We start from the raw sequence: 22628 nt of genomic DNA on the forward strand, positions 1-22628 counted from the left end.
TTTCCGAATTTAAGCACCTAGCTGAGCCTTTTATGTTTCAAATTTTCAAGCCGTGGTTAATGCCTTTTGCCTTTATCATTGCGACTCAGATTTCCGTTGTTCGTGCAGATTCCATTCGAGTTGTAGGGCCTAATGGTCAGATACAATCAGCGCCTACGTTTTCAGAACCTCTTCAAAGAGCGCAATCGAATAGCGCTGAGCCTTCACGTTTCTATGGTCCAACTCGCGGCTCAGAGACATTGTGGTCTATTGCTTCAAAGTTACGCCCTGATAACTCCGTTTCAGTCCAACAAACCCTGTTGGCTATTTATCGCTTAAACCCACAAGCGTTTGAAAACCAGAATATCCATAGTCTGCTGCCTGCCAGCAATTTACGTGTGCCTTCTTTAGAGCAAACACGTGCAAGTTCGACGCAGCAAGCTATCAACATCATGAACTCACATCTTGCTAAGCTTGATGCTCCTGCGAGCAAGCCTGTCGCTTCAAAACCAAAAACCTCGAGTTCTGATGCAAAAAATACTACTCCTGCCAAGCAAGTAAGCTCTGCTGAAACTGCAAAAAAACCATTGTCTCTAACTCAGTCTTCTCTAGAACAATCCGCTCCAACCCAAGAGATGAACAAGTTAGAGAAGCAGCTAGAGCTTTCAGAAACTGAACTCTTGTCACTTGAAGAGAAAAACCACCAACTTCGTTTGATGTTGTCGAATGTTCAATCGGAAGTTGATGAACTAAAAACTGAGCTCAGTGATGAAGACCGCATTCGTAGCGAAGTGGAAAAGCTGCTTGATGAAGAGCGCAGAAAGAACGCCGAAATTGAAAAGATGGCACCAAGTGCCATGGACGAATTGTTATCGAATGGTTGGTTAGTGGCGGCTCTTGCGATTATTCCAGGTCTGCTACTTGGTTTGATCATTGTGATGTTGTTAGGCCGTCGTTCTAAAAATGATGAGCAACAGCAAACTACTCAAGAGCAACCGATTCAGCCAGAACCAAGCGTCGTCGCGCCTATTGCATTGGGCGACGAGATGGATGACCTTAACGAGCTGTCGTTAGACGATGATTTGTTTGGTACGGAAGATGACGCCAACAAGTTGTTTGACGATCAAGCGCTAGCTGAAGAAGACGATGTCTTTGCCGGTTTAGATGAGTCGGATCTCGATTTTAACCTCGACGGTGAAGATGATGACCCGTTTGCCAGCATTGGCGAAAACGGTGATTTAGACACCAACTTCGATGATCTTGATTTAGACAGCAGTAACGGCATTAGTGTTAATGGCGAAGAGAAGGCTCTTGGTCTTGAAGAGATGGAGCGCGCGCTCGATAAAACAGCGGAAAGCGCACTTGATACAGATGAAGTCGATTTTGACCTTTCTGATGATAATGCAATGTCTGCTGATGACATTGAAGCCTTGTTATCTCAAGAGTCTGAAACTGAAGATCTCGGCTCCAACGAGCTAGACCAGTCTCTGTTAGATGATCTGTTTGCTCTTGATGACGAAGATGATGACAGCTTTGATATTGATGCGTTGATTTCGGAAGAGCAAAGTAATTCGCCGTCTAACACTGAAGCACCAGCAAGCGATGATTTTGACATTGATGCACTTATCTCAGAGCAACAAAGCGATACCAAGCCTGCTGATTTGAGCAATGACGATTTTGATATTGATGCTCTAATCTCTGAACAACAGAGCCCTGAGCCTGCGTCACCGACAGCAAATGACGATATTGATGACATCTTTGCCCAGGTTGCCGCTCAGAACGATCAAGCGAATGACCCTTTCAACCTCGATAACGACGATGAGATTGCCACTAACCTAAACAGTGGTTTAGCGTCTGATGATGATATCGAAAACATTTTGTCTCAGTTCGATAAGCCAATCGTAGATGAAGAACCTCAAGACAGCGTTGATCTGCTTGATGAGCAATTGGCTGGGGATGACGTTGATCTAAGTAACTCGACCGACCTTCTTGATGAAATGTTGGAAGACGAATCGGGTGATGAGTCTGAAAGTGAGCCTTTAGGTTTTGATTCATTATCTGAACTTGAAGAGCTTTCTGGTTTGTCGACCGATGATGACCTAAACATCGCAGAAGACAGCACGGAAACCTTGGATGAACTGATAGGTGATTCTGACGATGATGATTTCGAACTTGATGCCGAAAGTACCGACTTATTGGATGACTTCCTTGATAGTGAATTGTCAGATGATGGGCTGTCAGCAGACGAAGCAGATGCCCCAAAAGCGGAATCTTTAGACCCGTTTGATGACTTACTGACAACTGGCATTGAAGACGAGCTTGAATCTGAAGAGAATGCGTTTGATAAAGAGCTAGACGCAGCCTTTGGTTTTGACAACGGCAACGATGAACCTGAAGTGGGCTCAGACGTTGACCTTACTCCGTTAACCTCAGAAAAATCTGAAGTTGAGCCTGAGCACGCGTCGGATATTAGTGAAACACCACAACCTGAAGCCGTTAGTGATGAATCGTTAGATTCGGAACTGATCCAAGAAAGTGCTGACGTTAAGCCAGAAAATGATGAAGACTTTAATCGTGATGACTTTATCGATGATTTGTTCGGTGTCGCACCGGCAACGGATGCTTTACTTGATGACTCGCTAGAAACGACAGACGAAGCGTTGATTGATGAGTTAATGACTTCTGATGACAACGATTCGCTGCCAGCGACAGAAGAGCCAGCTGAACCATCTCTTGAAAATACGGTTGAACCAGAGCAAACGTCTCTTTCAGATAGCAACCAAGTATCAGCGGAAGAAAGCGCATCATCGGTTGAAGATGATGAACTGGATATCGACTCGCTGTTATCTGAGAATTCTGATTTTGACAAACCAGATTTTGAAGAGCGAGTTCAAGAAGAAACCGCACAACAAGAACCAGAGCCGAAAGAAGCCGACGTCCAAGAGCAACGTGAAGACATCGCTGCTAGCTTTGAAGATCAAGCTTCACCATCCTCTTTAAATGATATCTCTGACGATGATGAAGAGACGGTTGAAGATTGGTTAGCTGAAGCGATCGACGATGTAGAGTCGCCTGCGAACGTTACCTCTGATTTTGACTTTGAACCGAAGATCCAAGGTAGCGATCAGTTTGAAGATGTCGTTGAATCCTTGCCAGAGCCAGAGCCAGAGCCAGAGCCAGAGCCAGAGCCAGAGCCAGAGCCAGAGCCAGAGCCAGAGCCAGAGCCAGAGCCAGTTCGTGCTGCCAATATGCCAGAAATTATTCCAAATGAATTTGGCGTACCACAAGACGACGATTGGCTGATTGAAGATGAGACGTCTGCACCACAAGCATTAGCAGAAACTGACGCAACACCAGAACCTGTAGCACCTGTTGTTGAACCTAAATTAGACGCTGAATCGCAAGTTGAAGCTACTCCACAAGCGGAAGTAGCAGAACAAGAAAGCGAAGACGAATTCTCGTTTGATGACTTCGAATTACCTGAGTTTGGTGAAGAAGACGCACTGGCGGAAGCTGATGCTGAAGCAACACCAGAATCAGTAGTACCTGCTGTTGAGACTCAAGCTGAAGCTAAGAGTCAAGACGACGAAGAGTTTTCGTTTGATGACTTTGAGTTGCCAGAGTTTAGTGAAGAAGACGCACTGGCGGAAGCTGATGCTGAATCAACATCAGAGCCAGCAACGCCTGATATCGACTCTCAACCAAGTGTTGAATCGCAACCAACCGCTGAGCCTCAGCTAGAGGCTGCACCACAGGCTGAAACTGCGAAACCAGAAAGCGAAGAAGAGTTCTCGTTTGATGATTTTGAGCTGCCAGAATTCGGTGAAGAAGATGCATTAGCTGAAGTTGTTAGCGAACCAGACGAAGCTCAATTAGAACAAGATCTATCTGATGGCACTGAGAAGTTCGAATTCGATGACCTTGATCTGCCTGAATACGATGAAGAGAGTGCGAAAGCCGATTCTGTCTTAGATGATATTGAGCAAAGCAGTGCTGAGCCAGTAGCAGAAGATGAAGGCGTAGAGTTCAATGAACTTGATTTACCAGAATACGGTGAAGATGAAGCCATCTCTGATGCTTTTGCTGAGAAGCCAACACCGCTAACGTCTTTCAGTCCACAAGGCGAAGAGCAGGATGCGTTGCATGATTTGTTCTCAAACCCGCAGAGCTTCAGTCACGCTGAAGATTTCTCGAATGCACAAGATTCTGAGTTGGCTGGTTTTGCACAGCCAGAAGAATCACTGAGCGCTGCGTCAGAGCTAAACTCAACGCCTGCAGCGGTTCAAGACGAGCCACTAGAAGGCTTTGATGACTTTGATGAGACAGCATTAGCTGAGTTGCTTTCTGAAGATGTTCAAGACTCTGTCGACAACATGTTCGATAAGCCATTGGATGCAACATCGATTGATAGTGCAGGGCTAGATATTGATGCCATGCTAGAAGTTGGCGGCGAAGACTGGAAAGGCTTTAACCTAGCGCCAGAGCAACAATCGAGCATGCATAATGATGTGCCTGATGACCAACAAGAGATTTGGGCGTCGGCTGAACAGCAAGCTGAACCGAAGATCAAAGAAGAGAACTGGGCTCAACAAGACAACCTAACCGAATCAGGCAGCAGCCGTGATAAGCAATACATGACCATTGATGAACTGATGGCTCAAGTCGAGCAAGAAGGTGAAGAGGTCATTAATCCGGATGATGAAGAGCTTAAACTGGATGTTGGCCTAAATGAATTCCCAGACGTTATCGGCGACATTGGCAACTATGATGTTGATAGCAACGCAGAGGCTGCAGGTAAGCTTGATTTGGCTAAAATTTACATCGAGATGAGTGACTCGCAAGGTGCAATTAAGCTTCTAGAAGAGGCAATCGTTGACGGTAGCGATGATATTCGTCGAGAGGCAAAAAACCTGATCGATTCGTTAAACGGTCGATAAATTAAAAATCATAAAGGGTAGCGTTGGCTACCCTTTGTTTTAAGGCGATACAGAGCGCCATTGTATTATTTGGTTTCTTAAAAGTATCGTCTCGGTCGATGCTGATTGTTTATTGAAGTTTTAGCCCCATCCTATTTGGGCTAGCACTGATTTCCGTATATACTTCTCGCCCATTTTCAAAGAGAACAAGAACATGAAAATTGCTTTAGGTATTGAATATAACGGTACCCACTACTTTGGTTGGCAGCGCCAACGAGACGTGAAAAGTGTCCAAGAAGAATTGGAAAAGGCTCTTTCAGTTGTCGCGAATCACCCTGTAGAAGTTATGTGCGCAGGTCGTACAGATGCCGGTGTTCACGGTACGGGACAAGTCGTTCACTTTGAAACTAATGTCGATCGTAAAATGGTGGCATGGACAATGGGCGCGAATGCCAACATGCCAAAAGATATTGCGGTTCGTTGGGCGACAGAAGTGAATGAGGATTTCCATGCTCGTTTCTCAGCAACTGCCCGCCGTTATCGCTACATTATCTTTAACCATGCACTTCGCCCAGGCATTTTGAATTCAGGCGTGAGCCATTATCATGGTCATCTTGATGAGAAAAAAATGCACGAAGCGGGTCAGTACTTACTTGGTGAGAATGACTTCACTTCGTTCAGGGCAACACATTGTCAATCCCGTAGCCCATGGAGAAACATGATTCACTTGAATGTGACTCGCCATGGACACTACATTGTGATCGATATTAAAGCGAATGCGTTTGTTCACCACATGGTGAGGAATATTACTGGTAGCCTTATTGCCGTTGGTAAGGGTGAGCAGAAACCAGAGTGGATCCAGTGGCTTTTAGAAGCTAAAGATCGAAAAGTAGCCGGCGCAACTGCAAAAGCGGAAGGTTTGTATCTGGTGGATGTTGATTATCCCGAACATTTTGAACTACCACGAGAGCCAATTGGTCCTCTATTTTTGCCGGATAATTTGAACTAAATGTGAGACTTAGGTTCAAAAATTATTACGGTTTAGTGCGTAAGATAGTCCCAGAAAATAGGTACAACCAGTTTTTTATCTACAGTCGCTGTTTTATGTGCTTTAATTCCCACGCATAATTCCCAAATTTATTTCTTTCGCAATCAAGCGGAAGAATCGAAACAAAAAGGTCTTCCATGAGTTGGCTTGAAAAGATTTTAGAAAAAAGCAACATCGTAACATCTCGTAAAGCGTCTATCCCTGAGGGTGTTTGGACTAAATGTACTTCTTGTGAGCAGGTTCTGTACCATGCTGAACTAGAGCGTAACCTAGAAGTATGTCCAAAATGTGACCATCACATGCGCATGAAAGCACGTCGTCGTCTGGATACATTCCTAGACAAAGGTGAACGTGTTGAACTAGGTACTGATCTTGAGCCACAAGATAAGCTGAAATTTAAAGATTCTAAGCGTTACAAAGAACGTATCTCTGCTGCACAGAAAAACAGTGGTGAGACAGATGCACTAGTTGCAATGAAAGGCGAACTGCTTGGTTTACCTATCGTAGCGTGTGCTTTTGAATTCTCATTCATGGGCGGCTCAATGGGTTCTGTTGTAGGTGCTCGTTTCGTGAAAGCGGTAGATGCTGCTATCGAGAACAACTGTGGTTTAGTTTGTTTCTCTGCTAGTGGTGGTGCGCGTATGCAAGAGGCATTGATGTCTCTAATGCAAATGGCGAAAACCAGTGCTGCTCTAGAGCGTTTATCGGCGAAAGGCCTACCGTTTGTTTCAGTAATGACTGATCCAACAATGGGTGGTGTTTCTGCAAGTTTGGCGATGCTTGGCGATATCAACATTGGTGAGCCAAAAGCTCTTATCGGTTTCGCTGGACGTCGTGTAATTGAACAAACGGTACGTGAAGACCTTCCTGAAGGTTTCCAACGCAGTGAGTTCCTACTAGACCACGGTGCTATCGACATGATTGTTGACCGTCGTGAGATGCGTCAGCGCGTTGCAAGCCTTGTTGCTAAAATGACCAACCAGCCTTCACCATTAGTAGTTTCTGTGAACGATTCACCGAATGAAGCTACTTATGAAGTACCAGAAGCGCCAGAAAAAGGGTAAAGTACCTTCTAACAAACCAACTTAATTATGGTTATGAGTTAGATGAGTCAACAACCTATTCCTCAAGCCACATCCTCTTTGGAGATGTGGCTTGATTATTTATCAAACATCCACACAAGCGCTATTGATCTTGGATTAGACCGAGTTCAGGCCGTCGCCTCTAAGGCAAACCTCACCAAACCTGCTCAACATGTTATTACTGTTGCCGGAACCAATGGCAAAGGCTCAACATGTGCACTGATGGAAGCGATTCTATTGGACGCTGGTTACTCAGTTGGTGTCTACAGCTCTCCTCACTTAATTCGCTATAACGAACGTGTTCGTATCAACGGCCAAGATCTCTCTGATGAAAAGATGGTTCAGTCTTTCGATTTTATTGAGAAAGAGCGTGGCGAAATCAGCCTGAGCTTTTTCGAATATGGCACTTTAGCGGCGTTACGTGCATTTCAAACTGAAGCGGTTGATGTTGTGCTATTAGAAGTTGGTTTAGGCGGACGTCTAGACGCGACCAATATCGTTGAGCATGATGTTTCCGTGATTACTAGTTTGGCTGTCGACCATGTTGACTGGCTAGGTGATGACATCAATGTGATTGGTTTTGAGAAAGCGGGCATTTATCGTAGTGGTAAACCCGCTATTTGTGGTCAACCTAAACCACCGGCAACGGTTGCAGCGCACGCTGATGACATTAAGGCTGAGTTCTATCAAGTTGGTATTCAATACACTTATGATGTTGACGGTGATACGTGGAACTGGCGCAGTGGTGCATTCCAGCTGGAATCGCTACCTATTCCGAGCTTGCCGTTACCTAACGCTGCAACAGCGCTGATGGCATTGGGCACATCAGAGCTTAATATTAGCGACGTGAACGTTGTTAACGGCATGAAGAATGCGAAGCTTCCTGGGCGTATGCAGCAAATTAGTGCTCAACCCGTGATTGTGCTTGATGTGGCGCACAACCCGCATTCCGCTGAATACTTTGCGCAGCAAGTTACGAAAAAGTATGCGGGTAAAAATTTACACGTTGTAGTCGCCATGCTTCATGACAAAGATATCCCTGCGACATTGGAAGTATTAGCGCCAATCGCAACTCATTGGTATCCAGCTTCATTGCAAGGGCCACGTGCAGCGACAGCAGCTGAATTGTGTCAAAGCCTGCCTGAAGGTGTAGAGCAGTATCTAAACCCTGTAGCAGCGTTTGAAGCGGCTTTAGCTTCTGTTAAAGGTGATGATGTTGTGTTGGTGGTCGGTTCTTTCCATACCGTAGGCGAAGTCTTGGAGCATTGGCAGAAAAAAGGAAACTAAATGGCAAGTAAATTCCAAAGCCGATTAGTCGGCACCATCATTTTAGTGGCCATTGGCGTGATTGTATTGCCCGATGTGCTAGATGGTAAGAAGCTCCACTATAAAGAAGAGTTTGCAAGCATTCCGATTAAGCCAGAGCTTGATAGTAATGTTGAAGTGTTTGAAGTACTCGATCCCGTTGAAGATCAGATAGCGCTACCGGATTCTCCAGTTGAGCAAGTGGTTGAAAGTGGTCGTACTGATAATTCAAACACGCAAACCGCGTCTTCTTCCAATAATAAAGAAGCTGACAAAGTGGCAGTAGTAGTTAAGCCAGTACCGGAAAAAAATGAATACCAAGACAGTGCTTGGATTATTCAATTGATGGCTTTGAAGAATGCTGACAACGCAAAAAACGTTGTTGAGGATCTGCAAAAGCGTGGTTATCAGGCTCACACCAAGCAAGAAAAAACTTTTACGCGAGTAATTATTGGCCCGGATGTCTCTAAATCCAAACTTGAGCGACAAATTAAGGAATTAGAAAAAATTACGGGTTCAAAAGGCCAATTGCTCAAATTTAAACCGTTAAATCCATAAGAAAACGTTTGCGTCAGCATTTTTTCTGTTAAAATGCGCGCCAACTTAAGATGAAGAATTCATGAATTGGTTAGATTTTGTCATTTTAGGCGTGATCGGCTTCTCTGCCGTGATCAGTTTAGTTCGTGGTTTCGCTAAAGAAGCCTTGTCACTCGTAATTTGGTTTGGAGCATTTTTTATTGCTAGCCAGTACTACGCTAAATTAGCGATGTACTTCACCAATATCGAAGATGAGATGTTTCGAAACGGAACTGCGATAGCAGCATTGTTTGTTGCAACGTTAGTTGTTGGTGCCTTAGTTAACTATGTCATCGGTCAGCTAGTTCAGAAAACAGGCCTGTCAGGTACAGACAGAATCCTCGGTGTCGTCTTTGGTGGCTTACGTGGTGTTTTGATTGTTTCTGCAGTGTTGTTTTTCATGGATGCGTTTACTGCATTCCCAAGTTCTGAGTGGTGGAAGAATTCGCAATTGGTTCCGGAATTTAGTCGAATCATTGCGCCGTTCTTCGAGCATTTACAAGCAACATCTAGTTTCTTATCTGGCGCGCTCTAGCGCCAGTTAATGTCGAAAAATCGAGGATTAGGACATGTGTGGTATTGTTGGAATCGTGGGTTCAACACCTGTAAACCAGTCTATTTATGACGCTTTAACGGTATTGCAGCATCGTGGCCAAGATGCCGCTGGTATTTGTACCATAGAAAGCAATCGTTTCCGTCTGCGTAAGGCGAACGGTTTAGTAAAAGATGTTTTTGAAGCAAAACACATGCAGCGCCTACAAGGTGAAGTTGGTATTGGCCATGTTCGTTATCCTACAGCGGGTAGTTCAAGTGCGTCTGAAGCTCAGCCTTTCTACGTAAACTCTCCTTTTGGCATTACGTTGGCGCACAACGGTAACCTGACGAACGCAAACGAAGTTCGTGAGAAGTTGTTCGAAAAAGACCGTCGCCATGTAAACACAACCTCTGACTCTGAAGTTCTACTGAACGTATTGGCTCATGAGATCGATACTGTTAAAGGTAACGTGACTTCGGATGATGTTTTCCGCGCTGTGGCAAATGTGCACCGCACAATTCGCGGTGCTTACGCCGTAACTGCGATGATCATCGGCCACGGTATGATCGCATTCCGTGACCCACATGGTATTCGTCCACTGTGTCTTGGTAAGCGTGAAGTTAATGGTAAAACAGAGTACATGGTTGCGTCTGAATCGGTAGCACTCGATGCTGTTGGCTTCGACTTCATGCGCGACGTAGCGCCAGGTGAAGCTATCTACGCAACATTCGACGGTGAGCTTTTCACTAAGCAATGTGCAGACAACCCACAACTAAACCCATGTATCTTTGAGTTTGTATACTTTGCACGCCCAGATTCATTCATCGATAAAATCTCGGTTTACAGCGCACGCGTTGAGATGGGTGAGATGCTTGGTAAGCGTATTAAAGAAGAGTACGCAGACTTAGATATTGATGTGGTTATCCCAATCCCTGAAACATCAAACGATATTGCGCTGCGAATCGCTCAAGCGATCAATAAGCCATACCGTCAAGGTTTCGTAAAAAACCGTTATGTTGGCCGCACGTTCATTATGCCTGGTCAGCAACAGCGTAAGAAGTCGGTTCGCCGTAAGCTGAACGCAATCCGTTCTGAGTTTAAAGGTAAGAACGTTCTATTGGTTGATGACTCTATCGTTCGCGGCACAACATCAGAGCAGATCATTGAAATGGCTCGTGATTCTGGCGCAAACAAAGTGTTCATGGTTTCAGCAGCTCCAGAGGTTCGCTTCCCTAACGTTTACGGTATTGATATGCCGAGCGCGACAGAGCTGATTGCTCATGGTCGTGATAACGAAACGATTTGTAAGCAGATTGGCGCAGATGCCTTGATTTTCCAAACACTACCAGATCTGATTTCGGCAGTGGGCATGGGCAATCAAGACATTTCTCGTTTCGATACTTCTGTATTTAACGGCGAGTATGTAACGGGTGATATCGACCAAGCGTACCTAGATTTCCTAGACTCTTTGCGTAATGACGACTCAAAGGTTCAGCGTGAGATTCAACAAGATCTAGCGAACCTAGAGTTACACAACGAAGGTGCTTAGTTTTCGTTAGTGGCAAGAATATAAAAAACCAGAGCATCGGCTCTGGTTTTTTTGTTTACGGAGAAGGGGATTTACTTTAATGAATGTGGTACGCGATCACAAAATCAATAAACAATCTAACTTTCTCTGGTAGATGGTCTTTGTGGTTATAAAGCATGTAAATATCACGAGGGTTAGCGCTCCAGTCTTCTAAAACTTGGACTAAGCTGCCATCTTCAATGTATTCACGGATCATCACGTCAGGCATTAGGGTGATACCTAGGCCTTCTGAACAGGCTTGTCTCACGACATTAAGCGCATTCGCATTGAAACGGCCTTTCTCGCTATTCACCACCGTCTCTTCATTCGAATTACTCAGCTGCCACTTAATCAGCGGGTAGCCTTTGAGTAGCGAATGGTTCGCTAGCTCTTCAGCATGGCTTGGTGCTGGGTTCTTCGCTAAATACTCAGGGCTCGCGATAAGAATATCTTTTACTTCACTGATTTTTCGAGCGATTAGGCTTGAATCACGTTGTGGGCCGACACGGAAAATCACGTCCCACTCAGTTGGGTCCAGCTGATCCGCTTGGTTGTTCATCATCAGCTCAATATTGATATCAGGGTATTGAGTCATGAAATCGCTGAACATTGGCATCATCATGCGCTTGGTCAGGTTGGAAGGTGCCGTAATACGAATCTTACCGGAAGCTCCTTTGCACACGTCAGTTAACTCTTCAGCAGTAGAAGAGAGACGCTGCAATAACGGAGAGCATTCATTGTAGAAACGTTCGCCAGCCTCTGTTAAAGAAAGTTTACGCGCGTGTCTATTGAGAAGCCTAAGGTTCAAAGAGTCTTCTAAGGCTTGGATGCGTCGTGTGATGGTCGCAACCGGAATCATAGTCTTGCGCGATGTTGCGGTGTAGCTCCCATTTTCAACGACGAGTCGAAAGAGGTTTAAATCATCTAATTTCATAAATCCAGACACATTTGTTTACAATCTCATCTAATTTATACGTAACAGTGAGATCAATGTTTGCGTTACGTCAACTCGTTGCACTATTTACAAGTATTCCAACCCTCGTCACGAATTACCAGCAAAGAGTGCAAATTTGTGTATTTAGCATTTTATTACTAAGTTTTATATTAGTTCTTAGAACAGATAACAATAATAATTCGACTTAGTTTTGTGAGGTTATAGATTATGTACAAAACTCACAGTCAGCCAGTAATGACCTCGGCTCAGGAAGTAATTAACCAAAAATGCGTGATGTTGGTTGATGATGATCCTATTTTTCGCCGGATAACCAGCGCATACCTAGACAAGGTTGGTTATAAAGTGGTTGAGGCTGAAAATGGGCTGGACGCTCTGCAAAAGCTTAGAGACTCAGCGCCAGATTTAATTGTGTGTGACTTATCAATGCCGATACTTGATGGCATCGAGCTTGTGGAAGAGCTCAGTTTAGAGTACCCGTCGCTGCCTATGATCGTTGTGTCCGGCACAGATGACATGTCTGATGTGGCGAAAGCATTGCGATTTGGTATTAAAGATTTTTTAGCGAAACCGTTAGAGGATCACGGTCACTTAGGAAGTGCGATTGCGAATACATTGACAGATTCGTTCGATAACATTTCAGACCAACGAGATTTTTCAAGCCAATGGTTCTGCGTTGATGACGGGGGAGAGATCCCTGAAGACCAAGAGCTACATTGGCACCTGAATTACCTGCAAGAAAACCCTAGTGCGGCAAGAGACTTATTGCACGCGTTGCTACCAGAGAAAGACACACGACAAGGCTCATGGCGTTGCAGTTACCGACTACTGCAATCAACAGAGATGATGCCACTCGTCTTTGATTACGCTTGGATGATGAATGGGCAATTTGCTTTTTACCTCGTCGATTCGTCTTCTGCCGATAATGGCAGTTCAGCGTCAACACTGCTGGTGAGAGCCTTATTCCACGATTACATAAGAAATCGAAAAGATTTTAATGTTGATCTCAAAGATATTGCCGAGATTTTAGAGAAGGGGATTGAGTGCTCGAAATGCGCAACGCCCGTTAACGCTTTGTTTGGTGTCGCCAATCTTGCCGAGGGTACTATCTCTATTTTGCCTGCGGGTTTAGATGGACAATGGTCTAATGGTGAATTGAATCAACATATTGCCGCGGGCGAACGCTTAGGTGAGAATTGTAAGAAGAACTTCATTACACGGGATCTGCCGATTGAACAGGGCTGCCAACTTTCGTTGAGCCTGCTTGGTTCGGCGAGTTTTAGCTTAGACATACATCAAGGGTCTACTGATTAACCCTATATTTCCTCGGTTTTTGTGAATAATTGATTAAGGTATAGTTGCGCAAATGGTGTTGCTATGCCTTTTTTGTTAAATGTCGATTTAGCAAAGCGGGTTTGGTTCGCCAGACACTTACCTTTACTAACAAAAACAAGAAGTAATCATGGCAGATAACAAAGACTTTCAAGACCCGTTTAATGTATTCTACTTTTTAGGATTTTTAGCCGCATTTTTAATGATTCCATTGCTACCAGCAACACTTACGTTGATCCGTGTATTCAATGGTTACGCAACATTCTAGTGACGTTATCGTCGCCAATTGGCGATAGCTAACTCAAGGAGGCCACAATTAGCGTTCGAGTTTTAAGCCTCAATATTGCTGGTGGCCTTTGTATATTTCTTGCAGTTTTAGGGATAGTTTTACCCGTTCTGCCCACAACACCTTTCCTCCTTCTTGCTAGCGCATGCTTCATGCGAAGTAACCCTAAAGTTCACAAATGGATGCATGAGCATAAAACGCTCGGCCCGTTACTGAACAATTGGTATCAGCACGGTGCTGTGACTAAACAAGTTAAAACGCGTGGCGTATTCTTTATCTTGTTGAGTTTTGCGTTATCGATCTACTTTGCCCCTATCATTTGGGTCAAGGCTTTCCTAATTTGCGTACTTGTTATTCTTCTCACATGGTTTATGCGACTTCCAACTCATGAGTTGGTTGCTGACAGCAAAGAAAATCACTACCATTAAGCCAGTGTGCCTGCTTGTATAGCGGGCGTTTATTATTTCAGCAACCAGAGTTATGACTCTCGTTGCAATGAATACCAATCGTACCTTTCCTTAATTTCGAACGTTGATGTTTAATTCGTTAACGAGAGTTTGGAAAGCGGCCTAATGAAGTGCATAAGATTATGAACACAGAAAAAATCTCTCTGATCAAAGCAAGCATCAAAAGCATTCCTGATTACCCTAAAGCGGGTATTTTGTTCCGTGACGTAACAAGCTTGATGGAAGATCCAGCAGCTTACAAAGCGACTATCGATCTGCTAGCGGAAACATACAAGGACATGGGCTTTACTAAGATCGTTGGTACTGAAGCTCGTGGTTTCCTATTTGGTGCGCCTTTGGCACTTGAGCTAGGTGTTGGTTTTATCCCTGTTCGTAAACCGGGCAAGCTGCCTCGTGAAACTGTGGCACAATCTTATGAGCTTGAGTACGGCACTGATACGCTAGAAATCCACACTGACGCTATCGTTGAAGGCGATAAAGTGTTGATGGTTGATGATTTGCTAGCAACGGGCGGTACGATTGAAGCAACAACAAAGTTGATTCGTCAGCTAGGTGGTGTGGTAGAACACGCTGCATTTGTTATTAACCTTCCAGAAATCGGTGGTGACAAGCGCTTACAAGGCTTAGGTCTAGAAGTGTTTAGCATCTGCGAATTCGACGGTCACTAATCCTTTTCGGAATTATTCATGAGCTATCTTGCGTTAGCGCGAAAATGGCGACCAACCAAATTTAAAGAAGTGGTTGGTCAAGCCCATGTTTTAACAGCATTAGAGAATGCACTTAGCCAAAACAGGTTGCATCATGCATACTTGTTCAGCGGGACTCGAGGTGTCGGTAAAACGACTATCGGCCGTTTATTTGCTAAGGGTCTAAACTGTGAAACAGGCATTACCTCTACACCTTGTGGTGAATGTGCAACCTGTAAAGAGATCGATGAAGGTCGTTTTGTTGACTTGCTAGAGATCGATGCGGCATCACGTACAAAGGTAGAAGATACCCGCGAGCTTCTGGACAATGTTCAGTACAAGCCGGCGCGTGGTCGCTTCAAAGTTTACCTTATCGATGAAGTACACATGCTTTCTAGGCATAGTTTCAACGCGCTTCTAAAGACGTTAGAAGAGCCGCCTGAGTATGTGAAATTCTTGCTCGCAACGACCGATCCACAAAAGCTTCCTGTGACTATCTTGTCGCGTTGTCTGCAGTTCCATCTTAAGCCGATCAGCGTTGATAATATTCACGAGCAGCTTGACCACATTCTTGAACAAGAGAGTGTGACGTCTGAGTCTCGTGCGCTTGGGATGATTGCTCATGCTGCTGACGGCAGTATGCGTGATGCGCTAAGCCTTACGGACCAAGCTATCGCATTAGGTAACGGCAATGTCGTGACAGACACCGTGGCTCACATGCTTGGCACGCTAGATACCGACCAAGCTATCCACTTGCTTGAAGCGATCAGCAGTAAGCAGCCACAACAAGCGATGGCGTGTATCCAAAGTCTTGCTGAGAATGGCGTAGAGTGGGATGGTTTGTTGAATCAGCTTGCGACTCAACTGCATCGTTTGGCGATGTTCCAAGCTCTGCCGTCAACCTTAGATAAAGCACAGCCGGATGCTGAGAAGCTAGAACTGTTGAGTAAAGCGCTAAGTCCACAAGACATTCAACTCTACTACCAGATCGTGTTGAAGGGTCGTGAAGACTTACCATTATCGCCAACCGCTCGCGTTGGTATTGAGATGGTGGTTTTACGCATGTTGGCATTTAGACCGGCTGAACAAGCGGTTGCTACGGTAATCTCGACTCAGTCAACAAGTCCAGCGCCAGCAGCTCAAGCTCAGAGCGTTGCTCAGCCTGTTAGCCAATCTGCGCCAATGGCAGCTCCGAGACAGCCTCAGATGCAACAACAGGCGCCTCAACAGCAGCCTATGCAGCAGCCTATGCAGCAGCAACCCGTACAACAGGCTCCGCAGCAGAATCAAGCACAGTATTCAGATTCGCAAGGTTACGCTGATCACTCAGGCAACCAAGGTTATCCAGAGCAGGATTACCCGCATAGCCAGTATGACGCGCCTCCTGCTTATGATGAGCGTCCAAGTTACGGTGCAGAGCAGCCTCAGCAGCAACAAACGAATTATCAAAACCAGAGTCCGGTTCAACAGCCAAGCGCTGCACCTTCTGCTCCGCAAGAGCAGCCAGCGCGTGCAACTTCGCCTGTGAGTGGTTTACGCCACCAATTACGTTCTCAACGTAGAGGCAGTTCGGCAACAGAAAACAAAGGCTCGGCGCCAAAAAAGGCTAAAGCGACACCAGCTAAAACTTCAGTTCTTGATCGAGTTGCTCAGCAACACGGTGGTTCTGAGCGGGTGTCGCCAGCTTCTTTGTCAGCCTCTTCGACAGAAAATGTGACCAACGATAATGAACCTTATCGCTGGAAACCGTCTAAACCTGTAGTGAAAGAGGTGAGCAAAGAGCTTACACCTACTCAGATCAAGCGTGCGTTAGAGCATATTAAGACACCAGAAATGGTCGATAAATTGCTTCAAGAGTCGATTGCTCAAGATGAATGGTCCGCTACGATTCAAAAGCTAGAGACAGCCAAGCTTGTTGAACAGTTAGCATTGAACTCAGTGTTTGCTAAAAACGACACATCAATCACTTTAACGTTAAGGGCGAGCCAAGCTCACTTGAATACGGACCGTGCACAGAGTGAGCTATTGCAGTCTCTCAATACAGTGCTCGGAGAAGAGTGTCATTTGAGTGTTGAAATCGGTGATTGTGGAGAAACACCACTAGAATTACGAGAAAGGTTGTACCAAGGCAAGTTGAAAGACGCGTTTACCAGTTTGGAAAACGATGCCAACGTACAGTTTATCGAAAGACGTTTTGCTGCAGAACTCGACAGAGACAGCGTTCGTCCTATCTAGAACATTTTCTTGTTTAGTGACCGGCGTATCATCCCAGATAAGCAAATCTGAGAACTGAACATCGAGGGGTTGAATCACACTGTTTTAACCCCCATTTAAGCTCGTATAGCTTAATTAATTTTAATAAACCAATTAGACCAGAGAGTATTAACATGTTTGGTAAAGGCGGTATGGGCAACATGATGAAGCAAGCCCAGCAAATGCAAGAGCGCATGCAAAAGCTTCAAGAAGAAATCGCAAATATGGAAGTTACAGGTGAGTCAGGTGCTGGCCTTGTAAAAGTAACGATCACTGGTAGCCACAGCGTTCGCCGTGTTGATATCGATGAAAGCCTAATGGAAGACGATAAAGAGATGCTTGAAGATCTTATCGCAGCTGCTTTCAACGATGCGGCTCGTCGCGTTGAAGAAACTCAAAAAGAGAAAATGGCTAGCGTAACTGGCGGAATGCAACTTCCACCAGGTATGAAGATGCCTTTCTAAGTAACTTATTCTTAAAGGTTAATTCAGGTAGTGGCTTATGTTAAACAGGCTATTACTTGAAAATTAGAACGGTTAAATATGCGTACCAGTCATATGCTGGAGCATTTGATGGAGGCCTTACGTTGTCTACCTGGGGTTGGCCCCAAGTCGGCGCAGCGTATGGCCTTTCATTTGTTACAGCGCGATAGAAAAGGCGGCCTACAGTTGGCTGAAGCTCTTAGCCAAGCAATGACCGAAATTGGTCATTGTAATGAGTGCCGTACTTTTACTGAAGAAGATACCTGCCACATTTGTACCAATCCCAAACGTCAGGAAAATGGTCAAATCTGTGTAGTAGAGAGCCCTGCAGACATTGCAGCTATCGAAGCAACAGGCCAATATTCTGGCCGTTACTTTGTGTTAATGGGTCATCTTTCACCACTCGATGGTATTGGTCCAAGTGACATCGGTCTCGATGTTTTGGACTACCGCCTACGTCGTGGTGATATCTCTGAAGTAATCCTAGCGACTAACCCAACAGTTGAAGGGGAAGCGACAGCGCACTACATTGCTGAGCTATGTAATGCCCATGAAGTGAACGCAAGCCGTATCGCTCATGGTGTTCCCGTTGGTGGTGAGCTAGAGCTGGTGGATGGCACCACGCTTTCGCACTCCTTACTCGGTCGTCATAAGATCTAAAAAGGCCGCTTGGTGAATCATCACTAAGCGGCTTTTTCTTTATTAAAGCAGTCTGAATATCTTCCCTATATTCACTTCAACTGAATATGACTAACCCAGTTAGAATCGGTAGTCGACAGACACGGTAAATTCGCTGTTATTTGGAACCGATAGTTTCACATCTTCTACTGACTCAGAATATGATTCAAACATATGGCGATATTGGAAATCGGCAGAAACGTTTTTCATGATCTTGTATTGAACACCTGCTTGAAGACCGAAAACAAAATCGGTTTCACTTCCACTTTCCTTTCCAAGCTCTGTATCTTTAATGGTTAGCTTATTTTTAACAAAACCTGTTGATGCACCACCGAAAACTGAGAAATCATTGTTCAGAGCATGAACATAGTCGTATGAAACTAAGAATTCAGTTTGGTTTAAGTCAAGAGTCGTAACATCTCCTTGTCCCCAGTTATAGTTGACCAGTTCATTGTCACCGGTGAAGTTAACTGTACCAGTAATTCGGTGATTTTCTTGAATATAAGCACCGCCACGAATGTGAAAAGCAGTGCCTTTGGCTGTTTCACTTTCTTTAAAGCCAGGCCCTGAAATTTGAGCTTTAGCAGAGTGGTAGCCTAAACCACCACCTACAAAAAACTCGGTCTTAATTGGTTCTGGCATTAATTCTGGGGTTGGTGCTGATTCACTAGCGAAAACTGTTGTTGCCGTTAAAGAAGAGATTGCTAGTACAAGTAATGTTTTTTTCATTGTTATGTCCATCGGTATAGGGAATGAGGTGCATTATGCGTAGCCCAGATACCTGCGGCTAATGATTCGATGGAATAGTCTTGTTAACCAAAAGTTATTAAGCTAATGGTGACAGGTGTGATAGGAAGATACAGATAGAGCTTGATAAGTAACTAAACGACATAAAATACAAAGCCGCTAATTTAGCGGCTTTGTGTTGATTGAATGTGTTTTTTGTGAATCAGAGAGCCTAATCAGAACCTCTTACCGCTTTGTAGATCATCGCGCCAATCACAGCACCAATAATCGGTGCCACCCAGAATAACCATAATTGCGAAATAGCCCAATCACCTACAAACACCGCCACACCAGTACTTCGAGCAGGGTTCACGGAGGTATTGGTTACAGGGATGCTGATAAGGTGGATCAAGGTTAAACAGAGACCTATTGCGATCGGTGCAAATCCAGCAGGTGCTTTCGAGTCCGTTGCACCCATAATCACGAAAAGAAACACCATGGTCATGACTACTTCACAAACGAGAGCTGCTGTGAGCGAGTAGCCGCCCGGTGAGTGCTCACCATAACCATTTGAAGCAAAGCCTGACGAGACAGCATCAAAACCAGCTTGGCCTGAAGCAATAACGAATAAAACGCCACCCGCAATAATACCGCCAATTACTTGGGCAATAATGTAGGGTGCAACATCTTTAGCATCAAAGCGACCACCACTCCACAGCCCGATAGTAACAGCAGGGTTGAGGTGGCAACCGGATATATGGCCAATAGCGAAAGCCATGGTGAGAACGGTTAAACCGAAGGCGAGGGAGACCCCGAGTAAGCCGATACCTACATCTGGAAAAGCAGCGGCCAACACGGCACTACCACAACCCCCTAATACCAACCAAAACGTACCGAACATTTCTGCGATATACCTATTCATAACTATCCTTATTAATCTTTACCAGTATCAATAAGATAGTTTAGATCTATCAAAGTTGTGAAATCTTGGGCATATATAAAAAGAAAAGTATTGTTAGGTTATTGCTTCGAGTTCAATCAGGTTATCAAGCGCTTCTTGATCTGTTTTACCACAGATGACAGGGCAAGCTTTAAATTGGTGACACACCTTAGGGCGTGAAGGTTGACCAAATAACTTACACAGATCTTGCTCATTTAATTGGATGCAGCGTACGCCAGCAGGCTTACCATTAGGCATTCCAGGAATTGCAGATGTAATACTTGGAGCGATACAACATGCTCCACAACCTAGGCGACATTCCATCAAATTAAACTCACTAAATAACAGGGTGCGCGATAGTAGCAAAAAATGATGAGAGTGACAGCTGTTGATTGAATCAAAGAATGAACAATTATTATCCTTGAACTTTTTATGGGCTAGCGGTATAACACGCACCCCAGTAAAAGAGTAAGAAGTAATCCTATGACGAATCCATTTTGGCAAGAAAAGACACTAGAGCAGATGACCGAGAACGAGTGGGAATCACTGTGTGACGGTTGTGGTAAGTGTTGCCTACATAAATTAATGGATGAAGATAGCGATGAAGTTTACTACACCAATGTGGCGTGTAGCTGGTTAAACGACAAAACATGTTCGTGTAAAGATTACCCGAACCGCTTCACTTCAGGTGAAGAGTGTTTAAAGCTGACTCGTGACAAGATCGATGAGTTTCACTGGCTACCAGACACTTGTGCTTACCGCCTTCTATCAGAATCTAAGCCGATCCCTGAGTGGCATCCATTGATCACCGGATCAAAAACGGAGATGCATGCAGCAGGTGAAAGCGTTCGTAATAAAGTGGTATACGAAATTGATGTTGTCGATTGGGAAGACCACATCCTGAATCACCCGAATCGCTAATTATTTTAAAACAGCCGCTCTTGAGCGGCTGTTTTGCTATTTGGCGTCGCCTAAATTTAAACTTACTTAGTTTAAAGGTTTAAAGGTTTAAAGGTTTAAAGGTTTAAAGACTTAAAAAATTAAAACAAAAAACGCCCCGAAGGGCGCTAAGTGAAACGAGCAAAAGAGATTCAGGCTAGTTTACTTGTTGTTTAATGTACTCACCCAGTTCTGAGTGGTGCATGATTTTTGAAACTGGCAATATCTTCTCTGCTGGGCCCCAAGCAAACACGTTCACTGGTGTGTGAGTATGTGTACCTGTACCCCAAACGATGTTTTGGCCTGTTGCTTGTTCGCGAGCAAGCAAGTTGCCACGGTCGTTATATGGGAAGAAAGCATCGAAATCGTTGATAGCAGGCACTTCTTCTGCTGATAAATATTTGTGTTGAGCCAATCGGTATGGGTTCGGCTTACTTGCTAACACGTTTTTCGCTTGTTCCGCTGTGATAGGGAACTCACTACTTTTGTTAACGATTTCAGCCAGCTTTTCAGGTGTTTGCTGCGCTTTATCCAGCTTCTGAAATTCACTGATCATGCCGTAGTAGCTTTGCTTCTGATTATATAAACCATCAAGAATATTGAATGCGCCAAAGTTAAAGTTAGGTGCATAGTCGCGGTCGGCGAAGGCTTCACCAGAGCGTTTCTGTGGTTTTGGTAGGTCGTTAGAAGAGTAGCTGAAGCCAAAAGATCCTGTTTCGTGGTCTGCGGTCACAATCACGAGCGTGTCTTCACGATCTTCCGCCCATTCATACACAGTTTGGATCGCTTCATCGAACTTTAGTAATTCATGCAGCATCGTACCTGCATCGTTACTGTGGCCTGCCCAGTCTATTTGGCCACCTTCGACCATTAGGAAAAAGCCATCTTCATCTTTGGATAGGATGTTGAGCGCTTTTTGTGTCATCTCTTTCAAGCTTGGCTGAGTTCGTTCGCCACTCTTTTTCTTATTGCTATAAGCGATGCCATCGTCCATGCCTGAGTAGGCAAACAGACCAAGTAACTTTTCGTCTTTAGCGTCGTCTAGCATGTTGCGGTTAAACGCTAATTGGTAGCCGTCTTTCTCTGCTTCGGTAAGAAGGTTACGGTCGTCTTTACGCTTTGATTTTAGGTAAATGTCACCTTGAGTCAGTTGCTCAAGTTGCTTATAAGTTTCACCTTTGTCGTTGGTCGATTTAGGAATCCAATGACGTAGCCCTCCAGATAGCATCACATCGGCGCCCGTTGCTAGCATATCGGATGCGATTTGATTCTCTAAAGAGCGGTGAGGCTGGTGAGCGGCAAAAGAAGCTGGAGTCGCGTGAGTTAAGCGCGTGTCGGAAACTAAGCCAGTCGCTTTGCCTGCTTTTTTCGCTTTCTCAAGTACTGTCTCAACATGGTTACCTTGGGAATCGATACCGATTACTTCTGAACCGCTGTAAATACCCGTTGCAAGCATGGTCGCAGAGCAAGCTGAATCCACTACGATTGCGTCTTCCGGATGTGTTAGGGATGAACCAATAACCCCTTCTTGAGCAAGTTGATAAAGGGCCGTTTTTTTCCCTTTATAGATGGAGTTTGGCGCTTGGTTTGCGTAGGTTTCCAATAAACCAACTTGCTGAGGTCCCATACCATCGCCAATCATCAGAATGACATTTTTGATTTCTGCTGAAAGTACGTTGAATGAGAGTGTAGAGGTTACCACTGCGGTAACAATTGGTTTCATAAATTGCTTCATTAGTTATCCCTTTTTATATAAGCGGGATGATTAGAACACCGATTTGTGTCAAAGTCGTTTCATATTTATTTCATCAATATGAAATTGAGCATTAACTCAAGTTTTTAGAAAAGTATAAAAAAAGGCTCACATTTCTGTGAGCCT

The 22628-nt window shown here is 44.6% G+C and carries 20 protein-coding genes; 15 read left to right on the top strand and 5 right to left on the bottom strand.

Annotation, left to right across the window (positions count from 1 at the left end; all coding sequences use genetic code 11):
* The first annotated feature begins 32 nt into the window (after window positions 1-32).
* The 7 genes from CWO13_RS05205 (at window position 33) to purF (ending at window position 10990) form a co-directional block, all read left to right on the top strand.
* Window positions 33-4916 carry a FimV/HubP family polar landmark protein gene (locus tag CWO13_RS05205; RefSeq protein ID WP_108082625.1) on the top strand — a complete coding sequence of 1628 codons (4884 nt, stop codon included), beginning with the start codon at window positions 33-35 and terminating at the stop codon, window positions 4914-4916.
* A gap of 193 nt (window positions 4917-5109) precedes the next feature.
* Complete coding sequence (truA, locus tag CWO13_RS05210) at window positions 5110-5904, top strand: tRNA pseudouridine(38-40) synthase TruA (protein WP_004734161.1); 795 nt, start codon at window positions 5110-5112, stop codon at window positions 5902-5904.
* Between the two features lie 176 nt (window positions 5905-6080).
* Entirely contained in the window at window positions 6081-7007 is a 927-nt protein-coding gene (gene accD / locus CWO13_RS05220) for an acetyl-CoA carboxylase, carboxyltransferase subunit beta (protein WP_010436898.1), read from the top strand.
* A 42-nt stretch (window positions 7008-7049) separates the two neighbouring features.
* A complete protein-coding gene (folC, locus tag CWO13_RS05225) occupies window positions 7050-8312 on the top strand; it encodes a bifunctional tetrahydrofolate synthase/dihydrofolate synthase (protein ID WP_108082626.1) in 1263 nt (420 codons plus the stop codon).
* Window positions 8313-8888, top strand: a complete 576-nt coding sequence (locus CWO13_RS05230; protein ID WP_048660824.1) for an SPOR domain-containing protein — start codon at window positions 8313-8315, stop codon at window positions 8886-8888.
* 61 nt (window positions 8889-8949) lie between these two features.
* Window positions 8950-9441 carry a CvpA family protein gene (locus tag CWO13_RS05235; protein WP_009848678.1) on the top strand — a complete coding sequence of 164 codons (492 nt, stop codon included), beginning with the start codon at window positions 8950-8952 and terminating at the stop codon, window positions 9439-9441.
* Between the two features lie 34 nt (window positions 9442-9475).
* Entirely contained in the window at window positions 9476-10990 is a 1515-nt protein-coding gene (purF, locus tag CWO13_RS05240; protein ID WP_048660823.1) for an amidophosphoribosyltransferase, read from the top strand.
* Window positions 10991-11066: 76 nt separating this feature from the next.
* On the opposite strand, the gene CWO13_RS05245 is transcribed toward purF, so the two are convergent.
* Window positions 11067-11942, bottom strand: a complete 876-nt coding sequence (locus CWO13_RS05245; protein WP_048660822.1) for a LysR family transcriptional regulator — start codon at window positions 11940-11942, stop codon at window positions 11067-11069.
* Between the two features lie 228 nt (window positions 11943-12170).
* On the opposite strand from CWO13_RS05245, the gene CWO13_RS05250 reads away from it, so the two are divergent.
* From CWO13_RS05250 to recR, 7 genes are all read left to right on the top strand, one after another.
* Complete coding sequence (locus CWO13_RS05250; RefSeq protein WP_048660821.1) at window positions 12171-13274, top strand: response regulator; 1104 nt, start codon at window positions 12171-12173, stop codon at window positions 13272-13274.
* A 148-nt stretch (window positions 13275-13422) separates the two neighbouring features.
* A complete protein-coding gene (locus tag CWO13_RS23405) occupies window positions 13423-13560 on the top strand; it encodes a hypothetical protein (protein WP_017067606.1) in 138 nt (45 codons plus the stop codon).
* A gap of 74 nt (window positions 13561-13634) precedes the next feature.
* Window positions 13635-14006, top strand: coding sequence for a YbaN family protein (locus CWO13_RS05255; RefSeq protein ID WP_029225617.1), 372 nt, complete (start codon window positions 13635-13637; stop codon window positions 14004-14006).
* Between the two features lie 161 nt (window positions 14007-14167).
* On the top strand, window positions 14168-14713 hold the full coding sequence (gene apt / locus CWO13_RS05260; RefSeq protein WP_019823185.1) for an adenine phosphoribosyltransferase: 546 nt from the start codon (window positions 14168-14170) through the stop codon (window positions 14711-14713).
* 18 nt (window positions 14714-14731) lie between these two features.
* Complete coding sequence (gene dnaX / locus CWO13_RS05265) at window positions 14732-16966, top strand: DNA polymerase III subunit gamma/tau (protein WP_108082627.1); 2235 nt, start codon at window positions 14732-14734, stop codon at window positions 16964-16966.
* A 152-nt stretch (window positions 16967-17118) separates the two neighbouring features.
* Window positions 17119-17448, top strand: coding sequence for a YbaB/EbfC family nucleoid-associated protein (locus CWO13_RS05270; RefSeq protein ID WP_017062338.1), 330 nt, complete (start codon window positions 17119-17121; stop codon window positions 17446-17448).
* 78 nt (window positions 17449-17526) lie between these two features.
* On the top strand, window positions 17527-18126 hold the full coding sequence (recR, locus tag CWO13_RS05275) for a recombination mediator RecR (protein WP_019823189.1): 600 nt from the start codon (window positions 17527-17529) through the stop codon (window positions 18124-18126).
* Window positions 18127-18225: 99 nt separating this feature from the next.
* Here the strand turns inward: recR and CWO13_RS05280 are convergent, their stop codons facing one another.
* The 3 genes from CWO13_RS05280 to CWO13_RS05290 all read right to left on the bottom strand — a co-directional run bounded on the left by CWO13_RS05280 (window position 18226) and on the right by CWO13_RS05290 (window position 20134).
* Window positions 18226-18873: a porin family protein gene (locus tag CWO13_RS05280; protein ID WP_107898528.1), complete on the bottom strand. Its 648-nt coding sequence runs from the start codon at window positions 18871-18873 to the stop codon at window positions 18226-18228.
* Window positions 18874-19102: 229 nt separating this feature from the next.
* Window positions 19103-19792 carry an aquaporin Z gene (gene aqpZ / locus CWO13_RS05285; RefSeq protein ID WP_102433604.1) on the bottom strand — a complete coding sequence of 230 codons (690 nt, stop codon included), beginning with the start codon at window positions 19790-19792 and terminating at the stop codon, window positions 19103-19105.
* A 93-nt stretch (window positions 19793-19885) separates the two neighbouring features.
* On the bottom strand, window positions 19886-20134 hold the full coding sequence (locus CWO13_RS05290) for a YkgJ family cysteine cluster protein (protein ID WP_017059389.1): 249 nt from the start codon (window positions 20132-20134) through the stop codon (window positions 19886-19888).
* 159 nt (window positions 20135-20293) lie between these two features.
* Here CWO13_RS05290 and CWO13_RS05295 point away from each other — a divergent pair, with 159 nt between their 5' ends.
* Window positions 20294-20731 (top strand): YcgN family cysteine cluster protein, encoded by a 438-nt coding sequence (locus CWO13_RS05295; RefSeq protein ID WP_017059388.1) that lies wholly within the window; start codon window positions 20294-20296, stop codon window positions 20729-20731.
* A gap of 175 nt (window positions 20732-20906) precedes the next feature.
* Here the strand turns inward: CWO13_RS05295 and CWO13_RS05300 are convergent, their stop codons facing one another.
* Window positions 20907-22484 (bottom strand): alkaline phosphatase, encoded by a 1578-nt coding sequence (locus CWO13_RS05300; RefSeq protein WP_108082628.1) that lies wholly within the window; start codon window positions 22482-22484, stop codon window positions 20907-20909.
* Between the last annotated feature and the right edge of the window lie 144 nt (window positions 22485-22628).

The sequence above is a fragment of the Vibrio sp. ZF 223 genome, assembly GCF_003050585.1.
Classification (GTDB): domain Bacteria; phylum Pseudomonadota; class Gammaproteobacteria; order Enterobacterales; family Vibrionaceae; genus Vibrio; species Vibrio crassostreae.

Bases quoted from the DNA above. Each gene is read 5' to 3' on its own strand.
- folC (WP_108082626.1), top strand. From the start codon at position 7,050: ATGAGTCAACAACCTATTCCTCAAGCCACATCCTCTTTGGAGATGTGG.
- CWO13_RS05270 (WP_017062338.1), top strand. From the start codon at position 17,119: ATGTTTGGTAAAGGCGGTATGGGCAACATGATGAAGCAAGCCCAGCAA.
- dnaX (WP_108082627.1), top strand. From the start codon at position 14,732: ATGAGCTATCTTGCGTTAGCGCGAAAATGGCGACCAACCAAATTTAAA.
- recR (WP_019823189.1), top strand. From the start codon at position 17,527: ATGCGTACCAGTCATATGCTGGAGCATTTGATGGAGGCCTTACGTTGT.
- CWO13_RS05205 (WP_108082625.1), top strand. From the start codon at position 33: ATGTTTCAAATTTTCAAGCCGTGGTTAATGCCTTTTGCCTTTATCATT.
- apt (WP_019823185.1), top strand. From the start codon at position 14,168: ATGAACACAGAAAAAATCTCTCTGATCAAAGCAAGCATCAAAAGCATT.
- aqpZ (WP_102433604.1), bottom strand. From the start codon at position 19,792: ATGAATAGGTATATCGCAGAAATGTTCGGTACGTTTTGGTTGGTATTA.
- accD (WP_010436898.1), top strand. From the start codon at position 6,081: ATGAGTTGGCTTGAAAAGATTTTAGAAAAAAGCAACATCGTAACATCT.
- CWO13_RS05290 (WP_017059389.1), bottom strand. From the start codon at position 20,134: ATGGAATGTCGCCTAGGTTGTGGAGCATGTTGTATCGCTCCAAGTATT.
- CWO13_RS05250 (WP_048660821.1), top strand. From the start codon at position 12,171: ATGTACAAAACTCACAGTCAGCCAGTAATGACCTCGGCTCAGGAAGTA.
- truA (WP_004734161.1), top strand. From the start codon at position 5,110: ATGAAAATTGCTTTAGGTATTGAATATAACGGTACCCACTACTTTGGT.
- CWO13_RS05280 (WP_107898528.1), bottom strand. From the start codon at position 18,873: ATGAAAAAAACATTACTTGTACTAGCAATCTCTTCTTTAACGGCAACA.
- CWO13_RS05235 (WP_009848678.1), top strand. From the start codon at position 8,950: ATGAATTGGTTAGATTTTGTCATTTTAGGCGTGATCGGCTTCTCTGCC.
- CWO13_RS05245 (WP_048660822.1), bottom strand. From the start codon at position 11,942: ATGAAATTAGATGATTTAAACCTCTTTCGACTCGTCGTTGAAAATGGG.
- CWO13_RS05300 (WP_108082628.1), bottom strand. From the start codon at position 22,484: ATGAAGCAATTTATGAAACCAATTGTTACCGCAGTGGTAACCTCTACA.
- CWO13_RS05230 (WP_048660824.1), top strand. From the start codon at position 8,313: ATGGCAAGTAAATTCCAAAGCCGATTAGTCGGCACCATCATTTTAGTG.
- CWO13_RS05295 (WP_017059388.1), top strand. From the start codon at position 20,294: ATGACGAATCCATTTTGGCAAGAAAAGACACTAGAGCAGATGACCGAG.
- CWO13_RS23405 (WP_017067606.1), top strand. From the start codon at position 13,423: ATGGCAGATAACAAAGACTTTCAAGACCCGTTTAATGTATTCTACTTT.
- purF (WP_048660823.1), top strand. From the start codon at position 9,476: ATGTGTGGTATTGTTGGAATCGTGGGTTCAACACCTGTAAACCAGTCT.